Source organism: Actinophytocola sp., assembly GCF_035712165.1.
Taxonomy (GTDB): Bacteria; Actinomycetota; Actinomycetes; order Mycobacteriales; family Pseudonocardiaceae; genus DASYTH01.
Window position 1 is genome coordinate 1 of the sequence record NZ_DASTBH010000076.1, and the last position, 16,420, is coordinate 16,420.

Below are 16,420 nucleotides of genomic sequence, written 5' to 3' on the forward strand. Positions count from 1 at the left end.
GTCGAGCTTGCCTTCCCCCTTGCGCTGATCGCGCCCAAGCTGCCGCCGTTCGACGTGCCGGACGGCCACGACGAGGTCAGCTACCTGCGCGAGCTGACTTTCATGGGGGCGGCCCGGCGGTACGGCACGTGCAACGAGAACCCGAGGGCGTTCGAGCAGATCGTGCACGAGCTCAAGGTGATCGAGGAGCTGGGCTTCCCCGGCTACTTCCTCGTGGTGTGGGACATCGTGGAGTTCTGCCGCCGGTCCGGGATTCTGTGCCAGGGCCGGGGATCGGCGGCGAACTCGGCGGTCTGCTACGCGCTGGGCATCACCAATGTGGACGCGGTGCGCTACGAGTTGCTGTTCGAGCGGTTCCTCGCCCCGGCCCGGGACGGTCCGCCGGACATCGACGTGGACATCGAGTCGGACCGCCGCGAGGAGGTCATCCAGTACGTCTACGCCAAGCACGGCCGCCGGCACGCCGCCCAGGTGGCGAACGTGATCGCCTACCGGGCCCGGTCGGCGGTCCGGGACATGGCCAAGGCGCTCGGCTACTCGCCCGGCCAGCAGGATGCCTGGAGCAAGCAGATCGACCGGTGGGGCCCGCTCAAGTCCACTGTGGACGACAATGACCACGACGTGCCGCCCGCGGTGCTGGAGCTGGCCGGTCAGCTGGAGGACTTCCCGCGACACCTGGGCATCCACTCCGGTGGCATGGTGATCTGCGACCGGCCGGTGAGCGAGGTGTGCCCGGTGGAGCCGGCCCGGATGCCCAACCGGACCGTGCTGCAGTGGGACAAGGACGACTGCGCCGCCGTCGGCCTGGTCAAGTTCGACCTGCTCGGCCTGGGCATGCTCTCCGCGCTGCACTACGCGATCGAGCTGGTCGAGGAGCACCACGGCCGGAGGGTGGACATCGGCCAGCTCGACATGTTCGACGAGAACGTCTACGAGATGCTGCAGCGGGCCGACTCGGTCGGGGTGTTCCAGGTGGAGAGCCGGGCGCAGATGGCCACGCTGCCCCGGTTGAAACCCGCGAAGTTCTACGACCTGGTGGTCGAGGTGGCGCTGATCCGCCCCGGCCCCATCCAGGGTGGCTCGGTGCATCCCTACATCCGCCGGCACAACGGGACGGAGAAGATCACCTACGAGCACCCGCTGCTGGAAAACGCGTTGCGTAAAACCCTTGGTGTGCCGCTGTTCCAGGAGCAGCTCATGCAGATCGCCGTGGACGTGGCCGACTTCACCCCGGCCGAGGCGGACGAACTGCGCCGGGCCATGGGCGCCAAGCGGTCCACCCGCCGGATGGAGCGGTTGCGCGAGCGGTTCTACGCCGGCGCGGCCGGTCACGGCATCGACCCCGGGCTGGCCGGGCGGATCTACGAGAAGCTGTTGGCGTTCGCCAACTTCGGCTTCCCGGAGAGCCACGCGCTGAGCTTCGCGCTGCTGGTGTTCGCCAGCGCCTGGTTCAAGCTCTACTACCCGGCGGCGTTCTGCGCCGCACTGCTGCGGGCCCAGCCGATGGGGTTCTACTCGCCGCAGTCGCTGGTCGCCGATGCCCGCCGGCACGGGGTGACCGTGCGTGGCCCGGACGTCAACGCCAGCCTCGCGCACGCCACCCTGGAGCCGGTGACCGAGGGCGGCGCCGAGCGCGCGGTGCGGCTGGGTCTCGGCTCGGTGCGCACGATCGGGGACCCGCTCGCCGAGCGGATCGTCGCCGCGCGCGGCTCCGAGGCGTTCCGGGACATGGCCGATCTGGCCCGGCGGGTGCAGTTGACCCGGGCGCAGGTCGAGGCGCTGGCCACGGCGGGGGCGTTCGGGTGCTTCGGGGTGCACCGCCGGGAGGCGTTGTGGGCGGCCGGAGCGGTGGCCGGGGAACGACCGGACCGGTTGCCGGGCACCACGGTCGGCACGGCGGCCCCGCCGCTGCCCGGCATGGACGAGATCGAGTTGGCGGTGGCCGATGTCTGGGCGACCGGCCTGTCCCCGGACAGCTTCCCGACCCAGTTCGTCCGGGAGCGGCTGAACCGGCTCGGTGCGCTGCCGGCCGCTGAACTGTCCACAGTGGAGCACGGCACCCGGGTGCTGATCGGCGGGGCGGTGACGCACCGGCAGCGCCCCGCGACGGCCGGCGGGGTCACGTTTCTCAACATCGAGGACGAGACCGGCATGGTCAACGTGGTGTGCACGGTCGGCCTGTGGGCCCGCTACCGGCGCGTGGCCCGAACCTCGGCGGCGCTGTTCGTGCGCGGGGTGGTGGAGAACGTGGAGGGAGTGGTCAGCATCCTCGCCGACCGCCTCGAACCACTGCGGCTGACGATCCCGAGCAAGTCGCGGGACTTCCGTTGAACCACTAGCGCTCCGGGGGTTTGTGGCGGTGGACCTCGATGAGGCGGCCGTCGGCCAGGAGGGCTTCGACCCGTTCCGGGAGGAGGTAGGCGGTACCGCCGCCGGCCTGGTCGAACCAGGGGATCGAGGTGCCGGTGAGGACCTGGAACGGGCGGGCCACCCGGTAGCTGTGGAACGGGCGGTCGATCCACTCCGGGACCAGCGAGCGCTGGGTGAACGGGGTGCCGGCGGCGAAGGTGAGGTTGCCGTCCGGCTCGCCGAACCGGTCGATCTCGGTGCCCGGGGCGAGGTCCATGAGTTGCTTGCCGCGGAACAGGGTCAGCGGGGGCTCGCCGGGTAGGGGCTGGATCGGCCAGCGCTGGGACGGTGCGGCCGCCGGGCGGGACTCGGGGGCCGGACGGGGCGCCGGGGGCGGGTGGATCTCGGTGCGCGGGGCCGGTGCGGGGAGCGCGGGCGGCGCTTCCCTGGTGACGACGGGCGGCGCCGGCTCCCGGGTGGGCAGGGCGTGCTCCCGGTTCGTCGGAGCCGGCTCCCGGGTGGACGGCGCGTGCTCCCAGGTGTGCGGTTCCGGCTCCCGGGGCAGCGCTGGTTCCCGGGTCGGCAGTGCGTACTCCCGGGTGGGTGACGCTGGTTCCCGGGCGGCCAGCGGCTCTCGGGTGGGCAGCGGTTCCCGGGCGGCCAGCGGTTCCCGGGTGGGCAGCGGTTCCCGGGCGGGTACCGGTGGCGCGGCGGGTTCGATGTCGCGGGACAGCCGGTGGGCGCCACCGACCCAGGCGGCGATCTGGGTGCGGTCCTCCTCGCTGAGCGGCGGTTCGGGCAGCGGGGCGACCCTCGGCTCGAACAGCGAGAACGGCCGCTCGGGTTCCGGCTCGGGGGCCGGCGGCGGCGGTGGCACGTCCGGCTCGGCGGGCGGGTCGAGCAGGGCCTCGATCGGGACCGCCAGGGTCGGTTGCGGCTCGGCGGCGCGCGGCTCCGGCTCGGGCTCGGGCTCCGGTTCGGGTTCCGGGGCGGGCGGCTCGACCGCCCGGGTCTCGGCGACGGTTGCCTCGTCGTCCAGGACCTCGTCGTCCAGGACCTCGTCGTCCGGTTCGGCGGCGGTGTCCTCGTCGACCGCGGCCAGGACGACCGCGGGCGGCACGAGCACGGTGGGCGGCGCGACCGGAGCCGGGGCGGGCGGCGGCGCCGGAGCGGCCAGCGGGACCGGAGGCGGCGGCACCGAGGGGAGCGGAGCCGGCGGCAGCGCGGGCGGGGGCGGCGGGGGCGGTGGCACCGGGGCCGCGACCGGCGGGCCGACCGGCGCGATGGGTTCGGGGGCGGTACGTCCGCTGGTGTCCATCATCAGCTTGCCGAACAGGAACGCCGCCGCGTCGGCGACATCCTCGAACATCGCGGGCGCCACGAAGTCGCGGTCGTACCAGCCGACCCGCCAACCGTCCGGGGTCTGGTCCATGGTCCAGCCCCGCTCACCGGGCGGACCGATGCGGTAGGCCGAGGCCGGCACCCCCATCGCGGTCAGCCGGGCCCGCAGCGCGTCGATGACCGGCCCGGGCGGGCCCTGCGACGGCAGTGCGGCCAGCGGTGGGGCGGCCAGCGGTGGGGCGGCCGGCGGTGGGGCGGCCGGCGGCGGACCGGCCGCCGGGCGGGGTGGCGGCAGCTCGGCCGGCAGGCGCGGCGGCGGCGGTTCGACCGGCGGGCGCGGGACCGCCATCGTCAGGTCGGCCGACGCGGGCGGGCGGCGCTGCGGCGGCGGCCCGACCGGCGGGCGGGGTGGGCCCGGCGGCTGCTGGGGCACCGGCACCGGCATACCCGGGGTGACCGGCGCGATCGGCGGGATACCCCGGCTGACGAACGCCGTGGCCGCGGTCAGGGTCTTCTCGTCCACCTCCGGCACCCGGGCGCCCATCCGGCGGATGTGCTCGACCAGGTCCGGCTCGGGCGAGACCTTGTAGGTGTTGAGGTAGTAGTTCACCGCCGCCGGCCAGATCCAGGTGCCGTCGGTGTAGAACGCGACCGGCACCAGCGGCCGGCCCTCCGGGTCCAGCCGGTCCACCTCCAGGTGCCGGTTCTGCAGCACGGTCGGCGCGCCGTTGAGGTAGTTGAGCAGCATGCCGCGCTCGTCGTCGCCGACCGGCGGCCGGTTCACGACCGGCCGGCCGTTGCTGCCGGAGCCGTCGAAGATCCGCGCCATGCGGAACCGCGGCACGGTCTCCGGCGGCAGGCCGGCGGCGCGGCGGCGCAGCCACTCCGGGATGTTGTCCTCGGACCGGGGGAACATCCGCAGGTCGTCCGCGTAGGCCGGGGGCGGCGGCGGCACCCGCCAGTCCGGCTCCTTGCGGTCGTAGTCCAGGTTGTAGTTGGACGGGTGATCCAGCCGGTACCGGGCGTTGTACCAGGTGCCCCGGGCGTCGCGGTACATCCCGGTACGCAGCCGGGCGAACATCGCGGTGATCTCGGCCGGCACCTGCCACTCGGTGGCGTCGTCGTCGGCGAACACCACCTCGGCGTCGGCCTCGAAGTAACGGCCGACCGCGCGGTAGTAGATCGTCACCTGGTCCCAGTTGGGCGGCGCGGCGCGCAGCACGGTCAACCCGATCTGCTTGACCAGGGCATCCTGTTCAGTTGGGTCCAGCTTTGTCGCTTGCACCTTCCGCTCCCTCCGGGGGCGACCGGAGGTCACTCTAGCTGCGCGGTCAGGATGGGCACCCGTGCAGACCGAGTTGCCCGACACACGACACACGGCCACCCAGCGGGTGGCCGGCGCTGTCCTGGCCGCCGTTGGTGGCCTGGGCCTGGCGGTACAGGGCCGGGTGAACGGTCAGCTCGGCCATCTGCTCGGCGACGGGATCGTGGCCGCGGTCATCTCGTTCGTGACCGGACTGGTGGTGCTGGTCGTCTGGGTCGCCGTGCTGCCCTCCACCCGGCGCGGGGTGGTCCGGCTGGTCCGCGGCCTGCGCGCCGGGCGGCTGCGCTGGTGGGAGTGCTTCGGCGGGGTGTGCGGCGGGTTCGTGGTGGCCTCCCAGGGCATCACCGTGCCGGTCCTCGGGGTGGCCGTGTTCACCGTCGCGGTGGTCGGCGGGATGGTGGTGAGCAGCCTGTTCGTGGACCGGGCCGGGATCGGACCGGCCGGGCCGCAGCCGATCACCGGCCCCCGGGTGGCCGGCGCGGTGCTGGCCGTGGCCGCGGTCGGCCTGGCGGTCTCGCCGCGGCTGGGCGACCCGTCCGGGCTGTGGCTGGCCGTGCTGCCGGCGCTGGCCGGGCTCGGTCTGGCCTGGCAGGTGGCGGTGAACGGGCTGGTACGCCGGGAGTCGGACAACGTGATCGTGCCGACGCTGGTGAACTTCGCCACCGGGTTCGCCGCGCTGCTGGTGGCGCTGGCCGTGGACCTGGTGCTGCGCGGCAGGCCGGCCGCGCCGCCCACCCAGTGGTGGCTCTACCTCGGCGGGTTGCTCGGCATCGTCGCGGTGGTCACCGCGGTGGTGGCGGTACGGCTGGTCGGCGTCCTGCTGCTGGGGCTGGCGTCGGTGGCCGGCCAGCTGGTCGGCGCCGTGGTCCTGGACGCGGTGGCGCCGACCGCCGGCGGCGGGCTGACCGTCCAGGGGGTGGCCGGGGCGGCGGTCACGATGATGGCCGTGGGGGTGGCCGCTCTCCGCCTGGAAGGATGGCGGGGTGACCGCGACCATCCTGGACGGCAAGGCGACCCGTGAGGCGATCTTCGAGGACCTGACCGGGCGGGTGGCCGCGCTCAAGGACCGCGGGGTGGTGCCCGGGCTGGGCACCGTGCTGGTCGGCGACGACCCGGGCTCGCACGCCTACGTGCGGGGCAAGCACAACGCGTGCGCCAAGGTGGGCATCCGGTCGATCCGCCGGGACCTGCCGGCGCACGCCACCCAGGCCGAGGTCGAGGCCGTGATCGACGAGCTGAACGCCGACCCGGACTGCACCGGCTACCTGGTGCAGTTACCGATCCCCGGCCACCTCGACTCCGGCGCGATCCTGGAGCGCGTCGACCCGGCCAAGGACGCCGACGGACTGCACCCGGTCAACCTGGGCCGGCTGGTACTCGGCGAGACCGGGCCGCTGCCCTGTACCCCGAGGGGCATCGTGGCCCTGCTGCGGCGCTACGCGGTGCCGATCGCCGGCGCCCGGGTGACGGTGATCGGCCGCGGGGTGACCGTGGGCCGGCCGCTCGGCCTGCTGCTGACCCGGCGCAGTGAGAACGCCACGGTCACGCTGTGCCACACCGGGACGAAGGACCTGGCCGCCGAGGTGCGCCGGGCCGACATCGTGGTGGCCGCGGCCGGCAGTGCCGCGCTGATCACCCCGGACATGGTCAAGCCGGGCGCCGCCGTGCTGGACGTGGGCATCACCCGGACCGAGCAGGGCCTGGTCGGCGACGTTCACCCGGACGTGCGCGAGGTCGCCGGCCACCTGGCGCCGATGCCCGGCGGGGTCGGGCCGATGACCGTCGCGATGCTGCTGACGAACACGGTGGCCGCGGCCGAGCGGGGCCTGCCGCAATGAGGTCGCAGTTCCCGTTCCTCCTGGTGCTGGCCGTGGTCGTGGTCGGCCTGGTCCGGATCGCGCAGTACTACTGGCGCGAGGGGACGGTGCTGCTGGGCGGCGCGCTGCTGCTCGCGGCGCTGCTGCGGGCGCTGCTGCCGGCCGACCGCGCCGGCCTGGTGGCGATTCGCGGCCGGGGCGTGGATGTGTTGCTGTACGGGGGTTTGGGCGTCGCGGTGATGGCCGTCGCGCTGACCATCCAGGGCGGCCCGCTTACCCAGTAGCCTGGTGAGCTGCCCGTTCCGAGCTTGGTAGCCTCCCGGTTGTGCCCCCCATCAACGTCCCAATCAACGTCACGGTGACCGGTGCGGCCGGCCAGATCGGCTACGCACTGCTGTTCCGTATCGCCTCCGGTCAGCTGCTCGGGCCCGACATCCCGGTGCACCTGCGCCTGCTCGAGATCCCCCCGGCCATCCGCGCCGCCGAGGGCACCGCCATGGAGCTGGACGACTGTGCGTTCCCCCTGGTGGCCGGCATCGACATCACCGACGACCCGAAGCGCGCCTTCGACGGCGTGAACGTGGCCCTGCTGGTCGGTGCCCGGCCGCGGACCAAGGGCATGGAGCGCGGTGATCTGCTCGAGGCCAACGGCGGCATCTTCAAGCCGCAGGGCGAGGCGATCAACGTCGGCGCCGCCGACGACGTGCGGGTGCTCGTGGTCGGCAACCCGGCCAACACCAACGCGCTGATCGCGTCCGCGCACGCGCCGGACGTCCCGGCCGAGCGGTTCACCGCGATGACCCGGCTGGACCACAACCGGGCGATCTCCCAGGTCGCCAAGAAGCTCGGCGTGCCGCTGACCGAGATCCGCAAGCTCGCGATCTGGGGCAACCACTCCGCCACCCAGTACCCGAGCCTGCGGCACGCGGAGGTCGGCGGGCGGCCGGCGCTGGAGGTCATCGGCGACGAGGCGTGGGTTCGGGACGACTTCATCCCGACCGTGGCCAAGCGCGGCGCCGCGATCATCGAGGCGCGTGGGGCGTCGTCGGCGGCATCGGCCGCCAACGCGGCGATCGACCACGTCTTCGACTGGGTGAACGGCACCCCGGATGGTGACTGGACCTCGGTGGCGCTGCCCTCCGACGGCTCCTACGGGGTGCCCGACGGCCTGATCTCCTCGTTCCCGTGCGTGTCCAGGGACGGGCGCTGGGAAATCGTGCAGGGCCTGGAAGTCGACGAGTTCTCCCGGGAGCGGATCGACGCGTCGGTGCGCGAGCTGGAAGAGGAACGCGCAGCCGTCCGAGACCTCGGCCTCGTCTGAGTTAGCGCCGTCACACCGGTTCGCGTGAAGTTCGCGCCGGACCGTCACGATTCGGGGATTGGCTGCCCCAAATTCGAAACATCTCGCACCTGGCGGCCGAACACTGGGCAAGACCCGAGGAGAGGTACGAGATGACCGCCGACAGCGTGTACAACAAAGAGCTCGTTGCGCTTGCCGACGACCTGCCGGTCCGCTCGCGTTGGACTTACGACGTGCGTGAGCCGTTCACCATCGCCGTTGCCTTTCAGACGGAACAGGACCACTGGGTCCGCTGGGTGTTCGCCCGGGACCTGCTGGTGAACGGGATGACCGGCTCGGCCGGCATCGGCGACGTGCGGCTGCGGCCCCGGCGCACCGACGGCCGGACCATGCTGCAGCTGGAGATCGAGTCGCCCGAGGGGCACGCGGTGCTCGACCTGGAGCGCGAGCAGGTGCAGCTGTTCCTGGAGGAGACGTTCCGGCTCGTTCCGCTCGGACAGGAGTCCGACTACTTCGACCTCGACGGCCTGATCGACGAGATCACCAACGTCTGACCGCCCGGCGGCGCTTACGCGCAAGCCCGGGTAAGGGTTTCCAGGGTCCTGGCCTTCTCCTGGGTCCAGGTGGCGATCTCGTTCGGGTTGATGTTCTGTTCGCGCAGCTCGCCGACCTTGTTCGCCATGTCGTTGAGCGCGTCCTTGAGCGCCTGGTCCGGGGTGGCGCCGGCCAGGTCCCGCAGTTCCTCGGCCTTGCGCTGGGCTTCCTCCGCGGCCTTCTCCGGGTCGGCCGCGTCGGGGTTGAAACCGGCCAGGCGGAGCGCCTCGGCGCAGATGCTGACCTTGTCCGATGCCCGGTTGACGGTGTCGCTCGCCTCCCGGACCGAGTCACATCCGGTCAGCACCACGACCAGCGCCGCGGCGCCGGCCACCCACCGGATCAATGCTCGCCGTGTTCGACGACGCAGTCCGGGCCGGGGAACACGAGGGCCTCGTGGCCGTCCGAGTAGCGCACGAGGTACGGGGGCGCGCCCTCGTGACCGCGCACATCGATGATCTCGGCCAGCTGGTCCGGGTTCCCCACGTTCCGGCCGTGCACATGTAGCCGGTCGCCTATCGTCGCGTGCATCTGTCGACCACCTCCGCCACCTAAGGGTAGAGCGGACCCGCGGGCACGCAACAGCCGTTGTTCTACCCTCATCCGGGTGGCTTCTCCGATCGACCGGCGTCCCGGCGCCGCGGGCGAGCTCGTGCTGCGCCGGGCCGGCGAGCACTTCGAGATCATCGCCAACGGCACGTTTCTGATGGACACGCGCAACGGCGAGTCGGAGCGGCTGCTGGTGACCGCGGCCGCGGACGCGATGCCGGCCGGTGGCGCGATGCTGCTCGGCGGGCTCGGGGTCGGCTTCTCGCTGCGCGCCGCGCTGGACCATCCACGGGTCGGCCCGGTGGTGGTGGTCGAGCGGGAGACCGCGGTCATCGAGTGGAACACCGGCCCGCTGCGCGCGGTGCACGGCGACGCGCTGGCCGATCCCAGGGTGCGGTGCGTGCCGGCGGACCTGCTGCGCTGGCTCGCCGACGGCCCGGAACCGTTCGACGCGATCTGCCTCGACATCGACAACGGTCCGGAGTGGACAGTGAGCGAGGACAACGCCGCGCTCTACGGTGCCACCGGCCTGGACCTGGTGCTCGACGCGCTCACTCCGGCGGGGGTGCTCACGGTCTGGAGCGCGGCGCCGAGCGCGGAGTTCGCCGCGCTGTTGCGCACCCGGTTCGCCACGGTCGAGACGCTCTCCGTTCCGGTCGCCCGGGGCGAGCCGGACGTCGTCTTCGTGGCCTGTGTTTGATTGGCTTGCTCCGCTCGCGGGAGCGGGGCTTTGGGTGATGTCTTCCTTCGTGCGCTGCTCGGTCGCTCGGTCCTCGCTCCCTGCGCTGCTCCTCAGTCCAGACATCGCCGCCCCGCTCGGGCTCGCGAGGGTTCAGGTGTTCTTGGCGGCGGCCTTGGTGGCCTTCTTGAAGGCGCGCACCTCGGCCAGGCTGGGCTCGTCGATGACGTCGGCGATGGAACGGTGTGAGCCCGCCTCGCCGTAGTTGCCGGCTGCCTCGCGCCAGCCGGTGGCGGACAGGCCGAACTGCTTGCCAAGCAGGGCAAGGAAGATCTTCGCCTTCTGCTCGCCGTAGCCCGGCAATGCCTTGAGCCGGCGCAGAATCTCGGCGCCGTCCGGGTCGCCGCGCCGCCAGATCTCCTCGGCGGCGCCGTCGTAGTGCTCCACCACGTAGCTCGCCAGGGCTTGCACCCGCTTGGCCATGGCGCCGCCGAACCGGTGGATCGCCGGCGGGGTCACGCACAGTTCGGTGAACTTCTCCGGGTCGTAGTCCGCGATCAGCCGCGCGTCCACCGAGCCGATCCGGTCGGCGATCTTCTTCGGGCCGGCGAACGCCACCTCCATCGGGATCTGCTGATCCAGCAACATCCCGATGAGCAGGGCCAACGGCTCCCGCTCGAGCAACGCGTTCGCGTCCGGATCCTTGGTGAGCCACAGCGCCATGCGGTCATCTTTTCACGCGCATGGAAGGGGGAGGCCGCGCCCGGCGCGGGGTGTCGGGCGCGGCCTCCCCGGCCGGACCACCTACTTCTTGCGGGCGGGAGCAGGGGTGTTCAGCGGCGTGTTGCCGGGGTCGATCAACGTCGGCACCGTCCCCGCCTTGTGCGCCTTGAACACGTCGTCCACGTACTCGCGGGTGAACATCGAGGCCAGCACCGCCATGCCGCCTCGCCGGATCCGCAGCTCACCGTGGCCGAGCTGGCCGGTGATCTTGATACGCCGGCCGCCCGGCGTCTCCTCGAACGGCGCGTCCTTCACCCGGGCACGGCCGACCTTGTTCAGGTCCCAGTGGTCCACGACCGCGTTCTCCGGAACCAGCACCTTGATGATGGAACGCTCGGCCAAGAGGTCGATCTCGATGTCACCGTCCTCGATCTGCGGCGAGCGCAGGTCGAGCACGACCGAACCGCGCATCGCCTTCACCTCGATCCGGCGCGCGGTGGTCCAGTGGCCGAGCTTGCGGTTGCTCGAGTAATGCGCCTGCACGTAGGCCACCTGCGGGGTGGTCTCGTTGGACGTCTGCGGGGAGTTCATCACAGTCTTCCTTCCTGGAATCGGGCAACTACCTCGCATACTGAGTGGCTCGTCTGTAAAGTCTCTCAGTAACTAAGAGAGTAGGTGGCGAAGAAGCACGTGTCAAGGAACTCCAAGAATCTGAGCGACGAGAAATTTCGATCGCCCTACGATCGGCTCATGTTCCGACCTGCCTACCCGATCACCACCGCCCGGCTGCTGCTCCGGCCGTTCCGCGCCGGCGACCTCGACGCCCTGCACGCCATCCAGTCCCGTCCGGACGTCACCCGGTACCTGCTCTGGGGAACCCGCACCCGGGACGAGGTCGCCGAGGCGTTGCGGGCCCGGCTCGCCATGGACGCTCTCGAGAAGCAGGGCGACATCTTGGTGCTGGCCGTGACGCTGCGCGAGTCCGGAGTGCTGATCGGCGACGTGAACCTGGCCTGGCACAGCGAAGAGCACCGGTCGGGCGAGTTCGGCTTCGTGTTCCACCCCGACCACCACGGGCACGGCTACGCCGGGGAGGCCGCCGTCGAGATGCTCCGGCTCGGGTTCGAGGGCCTTGGCCTGCACCGCATCGTCGGCCGGGCCGACGGCCGCAACGTCGCTTCCGCCCGGTTGATGGAGAAGTTGGGACTGCGGCGCGAGGCCTACTTCGTGCAGAACGAGTTCCTCAAGGGCGAATGGACCGACGAGGTCGTGTACGCCATGCTCGCCAGGGAGTGGGCGGATCGCTGACCGCCCCGGTTACCAGTACGCTTGTACCGTATACAAGCGCGAGAGGAGCCTCCCGGGAGATGGCCAAGATCAAGGTCCAGGGGACGGTCGTCGAGCTCGACGGCGACGAGATGACCCGGATCATCTGGAAGTTCATCAAGGACAAGCTGATCCACCCGTATCTGGACGTCAACCTCGACTACTACGACCTCGGTATCGAGCATCGGGACGCCACCGACGACCAGGTCACCGTGGACGCGGCGAACGCGATCGCCCGGCACGGGGTCGGCGTCAAGTGCGCCACCATCACGCCGGACGAGGCGCGGGTGGCCGAGTTCGGTCTGAAGAAGATGTGGCGCAGCCCCAACGGCACGATCCGCAACATCCTCGGCGGCGTGATCTTCCGGGAGCCGATCGTCATCGGCAACATCCCGCGTCTGGTGCCGAGTTGGACCAAGCCGATCATCATCGGCCGCCACGCGCACGGCGACCAGTACAAGGCCACCGACTTCAAGGTGCCCGGTCCCGGCACGCTGACCATCACCTACACGCCGGACGGCGGCGGCGAGCCGATGCAGTTCGAGGTCGCCCAGTTCCCGGACGGCGGCGGCGTCGCAGTCGGTATGTACAACTACCGGCGCTCGATCGAGGACTTCGCCCGCTCGTCGTTCCGCTACGGACTTGAGCGCAAGTACCCGGTCTACATGTCCACCAAGAACACGATTCTCAAGGCCTACGACGGCATGTTCAAGGACGTGTTCCAGGAGATCTTCGACGACGAGTTCAAGGCCGACTTCGACGCCGCCGGGCTCACCTACGAGCACCGGCTGATCGACGACATGGTGGCCGCCGCGCTCAAGTGGGAGGGCGGCTACGTCTGGGCGTGCAAGAACTACGACGGCGACGTCCAGTCCGACACCGTGGCGCAGGGCTTCGGCTCGCTCGGCCTGATGACCTCGGTGCTGATGACGCCGGACGGCAAGGTGGAGGCCGAGGCGGCGCACGGCACGGTGACCCGGCACTACCGCCAGCACCAGGCCGGCAAGCCGACCTCGACCAACCCGATCGCGTCGATCTTCGCGTGGACCCGGGGTCTGGAGGCGCGCGGCAAGATGGACGGCACGCCCGAGGTGGTGCAGTTCGCCGAGACCCTGGAGCGGGTGATCATCGAGACCGTGGAGAGCGGGAAGATGACCAAGGACCTGGCGATCCTGGTCGGACCCGACCAGGAGTTCCAGACCACCGAGGAATTCCTCGCCACTCTGGACGAGAATCTGCAGGCTCGGATGGCCTCGGCCTGATCGGTTCGTTGAACATTTAAGGTGCAATGGACGCGTGCTCGAGCACGCGTCCATTGCACTTGTTTACCGTGCGTGTGACAGTTGTCTCGGACTGTGTACGTACTCGTGGAAACGGAGGGGTTGTCGTGGCCTCGTTTCCCAAGCGGCCGCTTCTGATCGGCGGCGCGGTGGCCGGAATCGGCGTGCTCTACCTGCTCGGTGGCCCGCAGCAGGACGCCGCGGCCAGTGACCCCAACCAGTGCCGGATCACCGTCACCGCCGATGTGCTGCGGGTGCGCGCCGCGCCCGCGCTGAACGCGGAGATCGTCGGGCGGTTGACCCAGGGCCAGCAGACCAACGCGGAGAAGGTCGTGCAGGACGGGTTCCGCAAGATCGACGACAAGCACTGGGTCGCCGCTGATTTCACCCAAACCGTGTCCGGACACGACTGCGGCTGAGCTACCGTCAGCGGGTGGGGCAACGTCGCGCGGGCTGTCTGGTTCTGGGGCTGATACTGCTCCTCACGTCGGCGTGCGCCGGCAATGCGGTGGCCGGCGCCCCGGTGCCGATCGAGAACCCGGTGAGCGCGCCGGCGAAGGTGAGCCGGCCGAGGCCCCCGATCACGGTGAGCACCACGGCGCCGCCACAGACCGCCAGGCCGTCGGCGGACGTCTTGAGCGGGCTGGTCGGGGTGTGGGAGGGCGAGTACACCTGCACCCAGGGGCTCACCGGGATGAAGGTGACCCTCGGCGCGCCCTCGGCCGGCATCATGCCGGTGACGGTCGAGTTCTTTCCGCTGCCGAGCAACCCGTCGGTGCCGAAGGGCAGCTACACCATGGCCGCCAGCCTGGGTTCCGGCGGCCAGCTGATGTTCAAGCAGCAGCAGTGGATCAACCAGCCGCCCGGTTACACCATGATCGACATGGTGGTCACGAGCCCGGTCCGGGCGGACGTCAAGCAGCTCAGCGGCGACATTCTCAAACAGTCGTGCAAGGGGTTCTCGTTACGCAGGCCCTGACCGAGGCCCCCCGCGCGGCGCGTACGGCCGGTTGGCGCTACGCTCCCGGCGACGAGCGTCACTGAGGTCTACGATCCCCCAGTCGGGTGAACGAGTGCCGACGAAAGTGCAGGAGGCCCCAACAGTGCGCAACCACAATGGGCGCAACCACGATGGGTGTAGCCATACGAGCACCCTTCGGCGGTGGGCGACGGTGACGGCCCTGCTGCCGGTCATGCTGGTGGCGGTCGCGGCCCGGGCCGTCGCCGACACCGATGAGGGGTTGACCAGCTCGTTCGGTGTGGCCGGCCCGGTGGGCATCGTCGCGGTGCTGGCCGGGATCGGTGGTCTGGTCGCCGGCCTGCTGCGCCGCAGGCGCACCGAGGTGGCCCGTTCCGAGGCCCAGACCGCGGTCATCGAGAAGATCGTCGACCCGGTCCGCGACCACGGCGACCGACTGCGCGAGCCCAGAGCGAACACAGCCTGAACCCCTGATACGTCACGGTGCCGCCCCCGGGACCTCCCGGGGGCGGCACCGTCGTCTACCGCCTACTTGGTGACCGCGTCCAGCGCGTCCACCAGGCCGGCTCCGTAGAAGCCCCGCCCGGACGCGCCGCCCTGGCAGGTGGCCAGGAACGCACCGTCACCGGTCGGGTCGTACGGGTTCGGCGGGCAGGCCAGCCGGTCGGCCTGGCTCTCCAAGGCCCGGATCACCCGGTTCGCGTTCCAGTTCGGATGGGTGCTGCGGATCAGCGCGACGACGCCGGCCGCGTGCGGCGAGGCCATCGACGTGCCCTGGGCGTAGCCCCAGCGACCGCCCACGATCGTGGACAGCACCCGGCCGTTGGCGTCCGGTGTCTGCGGGATCACCAGAGAGTCCCCGCCCGGCGCCGCGACCTCGGTGTCCTCACCGATGCCGTAGTTGGAGTAGAACGACTTGCGCGCGGTGGCCCCGACCGCGGTCACGCCGACCACACCGCTGATCTCCTGCGGTAGCTGCGGGCAGTCGTTGCCCACGGTCCGCGTGATCGGCGTCTGGTTGTTCGGGCTGCCGGGGTCGACCACGTCGTGCGCCAGGTCCCAGTTCTGGTTGCCCAGCGCCACCACGTTGACCACGTCCCGGCGCGCCGCGAAGTCGACCGCCCGGCGCACCGCCTCGGCGGCGGCCTTCTGGTCCGGGTCGTCGCGGCACCACTTGAACCACGGGTCGATGAAGTAGGAGTTGTTGGTGGCGTCCATGCCGTGCTCGGCGGCCCAGATGAACCCGCAGATCGCGGCCTCGGGGTAGATGAACCCGTCGTCGTCGACCACCTTCACCGCGGCGATCCGCACGCCGGGCGCCACCCCGGCGATCCCGACGCCGTTACGCGCGGCCGCGATCGAACCGGCCACGTGCGTGCCGTGCGTGCTGGTCGTCGGGGCCCACGCGGACGGCGACGGATCCGGCACGCCGTTCAGGCAGCCCACCGAGTTGGCCGGGTCCAGGTTCGGGGCCAGGTCCGGGTGGGTGGCCTCGATGCCCGAGTCGAGCACGCCGACCAGCACGTCCCGGCTGCCCGGGGAGACCGAGCTCGCGGCGTCCGCGCGGATCAGCCGCATGTCCCACTGGTTGGCCTCGAGCGGCTCGAACGCCGCCGGACCGACGCCCGCCTTCGACTTGTCGGTCTGCACCGCCTCCAGGTCGTTGCTGGCCCTGGCGATGGCCGGCGCCGGTGGCACGAACTCGACCAGCGCCCGGGTCGCGCCGACGCCCTGCACGGCCGGGAGCCGGCGCAGCGCCTGAGCGAACTGGATGCTCGGCGAGGTGGCGATCACGACGCCGATCTGCGGCCAGCTCTTGACGACCGTGCCGCCCGCGGCGACGACGGACGCCTCGGTCCTGGCCAGGCCCGCACCGGTGGGTCCGAGCACCGCGAAATGTGCCGCCGGCCCCTCCTGCGCGGCCGCGGGTGTCGCCGCCACGGTGGTGAGCGCCGCCGCCGAGGCCAGCACGGTTGCTACCGCCAAGCCGCGTAAGCGAAGTCTTCGTTGCACGAGCTACCTCCATCAACGGACGGGGGTCGCACTCCTCGCCGGTTGGCGAATGTGCGAACCGGGGCGGCAAAACCCTTCCACCGCAATGGAAGGCCCGGCAAGCCGCCGGATGGCCGGAAAATGGCCGGGCGGCGGCGGGCTAGCGG

18 protein-coding genes are annotated in these 16,420 nt (G+C 71.4%); 12 read left to right on the plus strand and 6 right to left on the minus strand.

Features of this window, described 5'->3' with window-relative positions; all coding sequences use genetic code 11:
• Window positions 1-2,331: error-prone DNA polymerase (locus VFO68_RS03640; RefSeq protein WP_325156695.1), on the plus strand; the 2,331-nt coding region annotated here is incomplete at its 5' end.
• 4 nt (window positions 2,332-2,335) lie between these two features.
• Here the strand turns inward: VFO68_RS03640 and VFO68_RS03645 are convergent.
• Window positions 2,336-4,975: a TNT domain-containing protein gene (locus VFO68_RS03645; protein WP_325156696.1), complete on the minus strand. Its 2,640-nt coding sequence runs from the start codon at window positions 4,973-4,975 to the stop codon at window positions 2,336-2,338.
• 61 nt (window positions 4,976-5,036) lie between these two features.
• Between VFO68_RS03645 and VFO68_RS03650 the strand changes: the two genes are divergently transcribed.
• The 5 genes from VFO68_RS03650 (at window position 5,037) to VFO68_RS03670 (ending at window position 8,685) form a co-directional block, all read left to right on the plus strand.
• Window positions 5,037-6,035: a DMT family transporter gene (locus tag VFO68_RS03650; RefSeq protein WP_325156697.1), complete on the plus strand. Its 999-nt coding sequence runs from the start codon at window positions 5,037-5,039 to the stop codon at window positions 6,033-6,035.
• Window positions 5,998-6,852 carry a bifunctional methylenetetrahydrofolate dehydrogenase/methenyltetrahydrofolate cyclohydrolase gene (locus VFO68_RS03655; RefSeq protein ID WP_325156698.1) on the plus strand — a complete coding sequence of 285 codons (855 nt, stop codon included), beginning with the start codon at window positions 5,998-6,000 and terminating at the stop codon, window positions 6,850-6,852. Before VFO68_RS03650 ends, VFO68_RS03655 begins: the two co-directional genes overlap by 38 nt.
• Window positions 6,849-7,115, plus strand: a complete 267-nt coding sequence (locus VFO68_RS03660; protein ID WP_325156699.1) for a DUF3017 domain-containing protein — start codon at window positions 6,849-6,851, stop codon at window positions 7,113-7,115. Before VFO68_RS03655 ends, VFO68_RS03660 begins: the two co-directional genes overlap by 4 nt.
• Before the next feature lie 50 nt (window positions 7,116-7,165).
• Window positions 7,166-8,152, plus strand: coding sequence for a malate dehydrogenase (locus tag VFO68_RS03665; protein WP_325156723.1), 987 nt, complete (start codon window positions 7,166-7,168; stop codon window positions 8,150-8,152).
• Window positions 8,153-8,283: 131 nt separating this feature from the next.
• Complete coding sequence (locus VFO68_RS03670; protein ID WP_325156700.1) at window positions 8,284-8,685, plus strand: SsgA family sporulation/cell division regulator; 402 nt, start codon at window positions 8,284-8,286, stop codon at window positions 8,683-8,685.
• Window positions 8,686-8,699: 14 nt separating this feature from the next.
• Here the strand turns inward: VFO68_RS03670 and VFO68_RS03675 are convergent, their stop codons facing one another.
• Complete coding sequence (locus VFO68_RS03675; protein ID WP_325156701.1) at window positions 8,700-9,059, minus strand: bacteriophage spanin2 family protein; 360 nt, start codon at window positions 9,057-9,059, stop codon at window positions 8,700-8,702.
• Window positions 9,060-9,067: 8 nt separating this feature from the next.
• Window positions 9,068-9,256 (minus strand): DUF1918 domain-containing protein, encoded by a 189-nt coding sequence (locus VFO68_RS03680; RefSeq protein ID WP_325156702.1) that lies wholly within the window; start codon window positions 9,254-9,256, stop codon window positions 9,068-9,070.
• 76 nt (window positions 9,257-9,332) lie between these two features.
• Here VFO68_RS03680 and VFO68_RS03685 point away from each other — a divergent pair, with 76 nt between their 5' ends.
• Window positions 9,333-9,974, plus strand: coding sequence for a spermidine synthase (locus VFO68_RS03685; RefSeq protein ID WP_325156703.1), 642 nt, complete (start codon window positions 9,333-9,335; stop codon window positions 9,972-9,974).
• 132 nt (window positions 9,975-10,106) lie between these two features.
• On the opposite strand, the gene VFO68_RS03690 is transcribed toward VFO68_RS03685, so the two are convergent.
• Both VFO68_RS03690 and VFO68_RS03695 read right to left on the minus strand, forming a co-directional pair.
• Window positions 10,107-10,676, minus strand: a complete 570-nt coding sequence (locus VFO68_RS03690) for an HhH-GPD-type base excision DNA repair protein (protein WP_325156704.1) — start codon at window positions 10,674-10,676, stop codon at window positions 10,107-10,109.
• An 81-nt stretch (window positions 10,677-10,757) separates the two neighbouring features.
• Window positions 10,758-11,267, minus strand: a complete 510-nt coding sequence (locus VFO68_RS03695) for a hypothetical protein (RefSeq protein ID WP_325156705.1) — start codon at window positions 11,265-11,267, stop codon at window positions 10,758-10,760.
• A gap of 159 nt (window positions 11,268-11,426) precedes the next feature.
• On the opposite strand from VFO68_RS03695, the gene VFO68_RS03700 reads away from it, so the two are divergent.
• The 5 genes from VFO68_RS03700 (at window position 11,427) to VFO68_RS03720 (ending at window position 14,727) form a co-directional block, all read left to right on the plus strand.
• Window positions 11,427-11,984 carry a GNAT family N-acetyltransferase gene (locus VFO68_RS03700; protein WP_325156706.1) on the plus strand — a complete coding sequence of 186 codons (558 nt, stop codon included), beginning with the start codon at window positions 11,427-11,429 and terminating at the stop codon, window positions 11,982-11,984.
• Window positions 11,985-12,043: 59 nt separating this feature from the next.
• Window positions 12,044-13,264: an NADP-dependent isocitrate dehydrogenase gene (locus tag VFO68_RS03705; protein WP_325156707.1), complete on the plus strand. Its 1,221-nt coding sequence runs from the start codon at window positions 12,044-12,046 to the stop codon at window positions 13,262-13,264.
• A gap of 125 nt (window positions 13,265-13,389) precedes the next feature.
• Window positions 13,390-13,701 carry an SH3 domain-containing protein gene (locus VFO68_RS03710; RefSeq protein ID WP_325156708.1) on the plus strand — a complete coding sequence of 104 codons (312 nt, stop codon included), beginning with the start codon at window positions 13,390-13,392 and terminating at the stop codon, window positions 13,699-13,701.
• A 14-nt stretch (window positions 13,702-13,715) separates the two neighbouring features.
• On the plus strand, window positions 13,716-14,261 hold the full coding sequence (locus tag VFO68_RS03715) for a hypothetical protein (RefSeq protein WP_325156709.1): 546 nt from the start codon (window positions 13,716-13,718) through the stop codon (window positions 14,259-14,261).
• Between the two features lie 193 nt (window positions 14,262-14,454).
• Window positions 14,455-14,727 (plus strand): hypothetical protein, encoded by a 273-nt coding sequence (locus VFO68_RS03720; protein ID WP_325156710.1) that lies wholly within the window; start codon window positions 14,455-14,457, stop codon window positions 14,725-14,727.
• A 62-nt stretch (window positions 14,728-14,789) separates the two neighbouring features.
• Here the strand turns inward: VFO68_RS03720 and VFO68_RS03725 are convergent, their stop codons facing one another.
• Window positions 14,790-16,247, minus strand: a complete 1,458-nt coding sequence (locus tag VFO68_RS03725) for a S8 family peptidase (RefSeq protein ID WP_325156711.1) — start codon at window positions 16,245-16,247, stop codon at window positions 14,790-14,792.
• Window positions 16,248-16,420: the final 173 nt, after the last annotated feature.

Bases quoted from the DNA above. Each gene is read 5' to 3' on its own strand.
- VFO68_RS03660 (WP_325156699.1), top strand. From the start codon at position 6,849: ATGAGGTCGCAGTTCCCGTTCCTCCTGGTGCTGGCCGTGGTCGTGGTC.
- VFO68_RS03680 (WP_325156702.1), bottom strand. From the start codon at position 9,256: ATGCACGCGACGATAGGCGACCGGCTACATGTGCACGGCCGGAACGTG.
- VFO68_RS03670 (WP_325156700.1), top strand. From the start codon at position 8,284: ATGACCGCCGACAGCGTGTACAACAAAGAGCTCGTTGCGCTTGCCGAC.
- VFO68_RS03705 (WP_325156707.1), top strand. From the start codon at position 12,044: ATGGCCAAGATCAAGGTCCAGGGGACGGTCGTCGAGCTCGACGGCGAC.
- VFO68_RS03700 (WP_325156706.1), top strand. From the start codon at position 11,427: ATGTTCCGACCTGCCTACCCGATCACCACCGCCCGGCTGCTGCTCCGG.
- VFO68_RS03690 (WP_325156704.1), bottom strand. From the start codon at position 10,676: ATGGCGCTGTGGCTCACCAAGGATCCGGACGCGAACGCGTTGCTCGAG.
- VFO68_RS03695 (WP_325156705.1), bottom strand. From the start codon at position 11,267: ATGAACTCCCCGCAGACGTCCAACGAGACCACCCCGCAGGTGGCCTAC.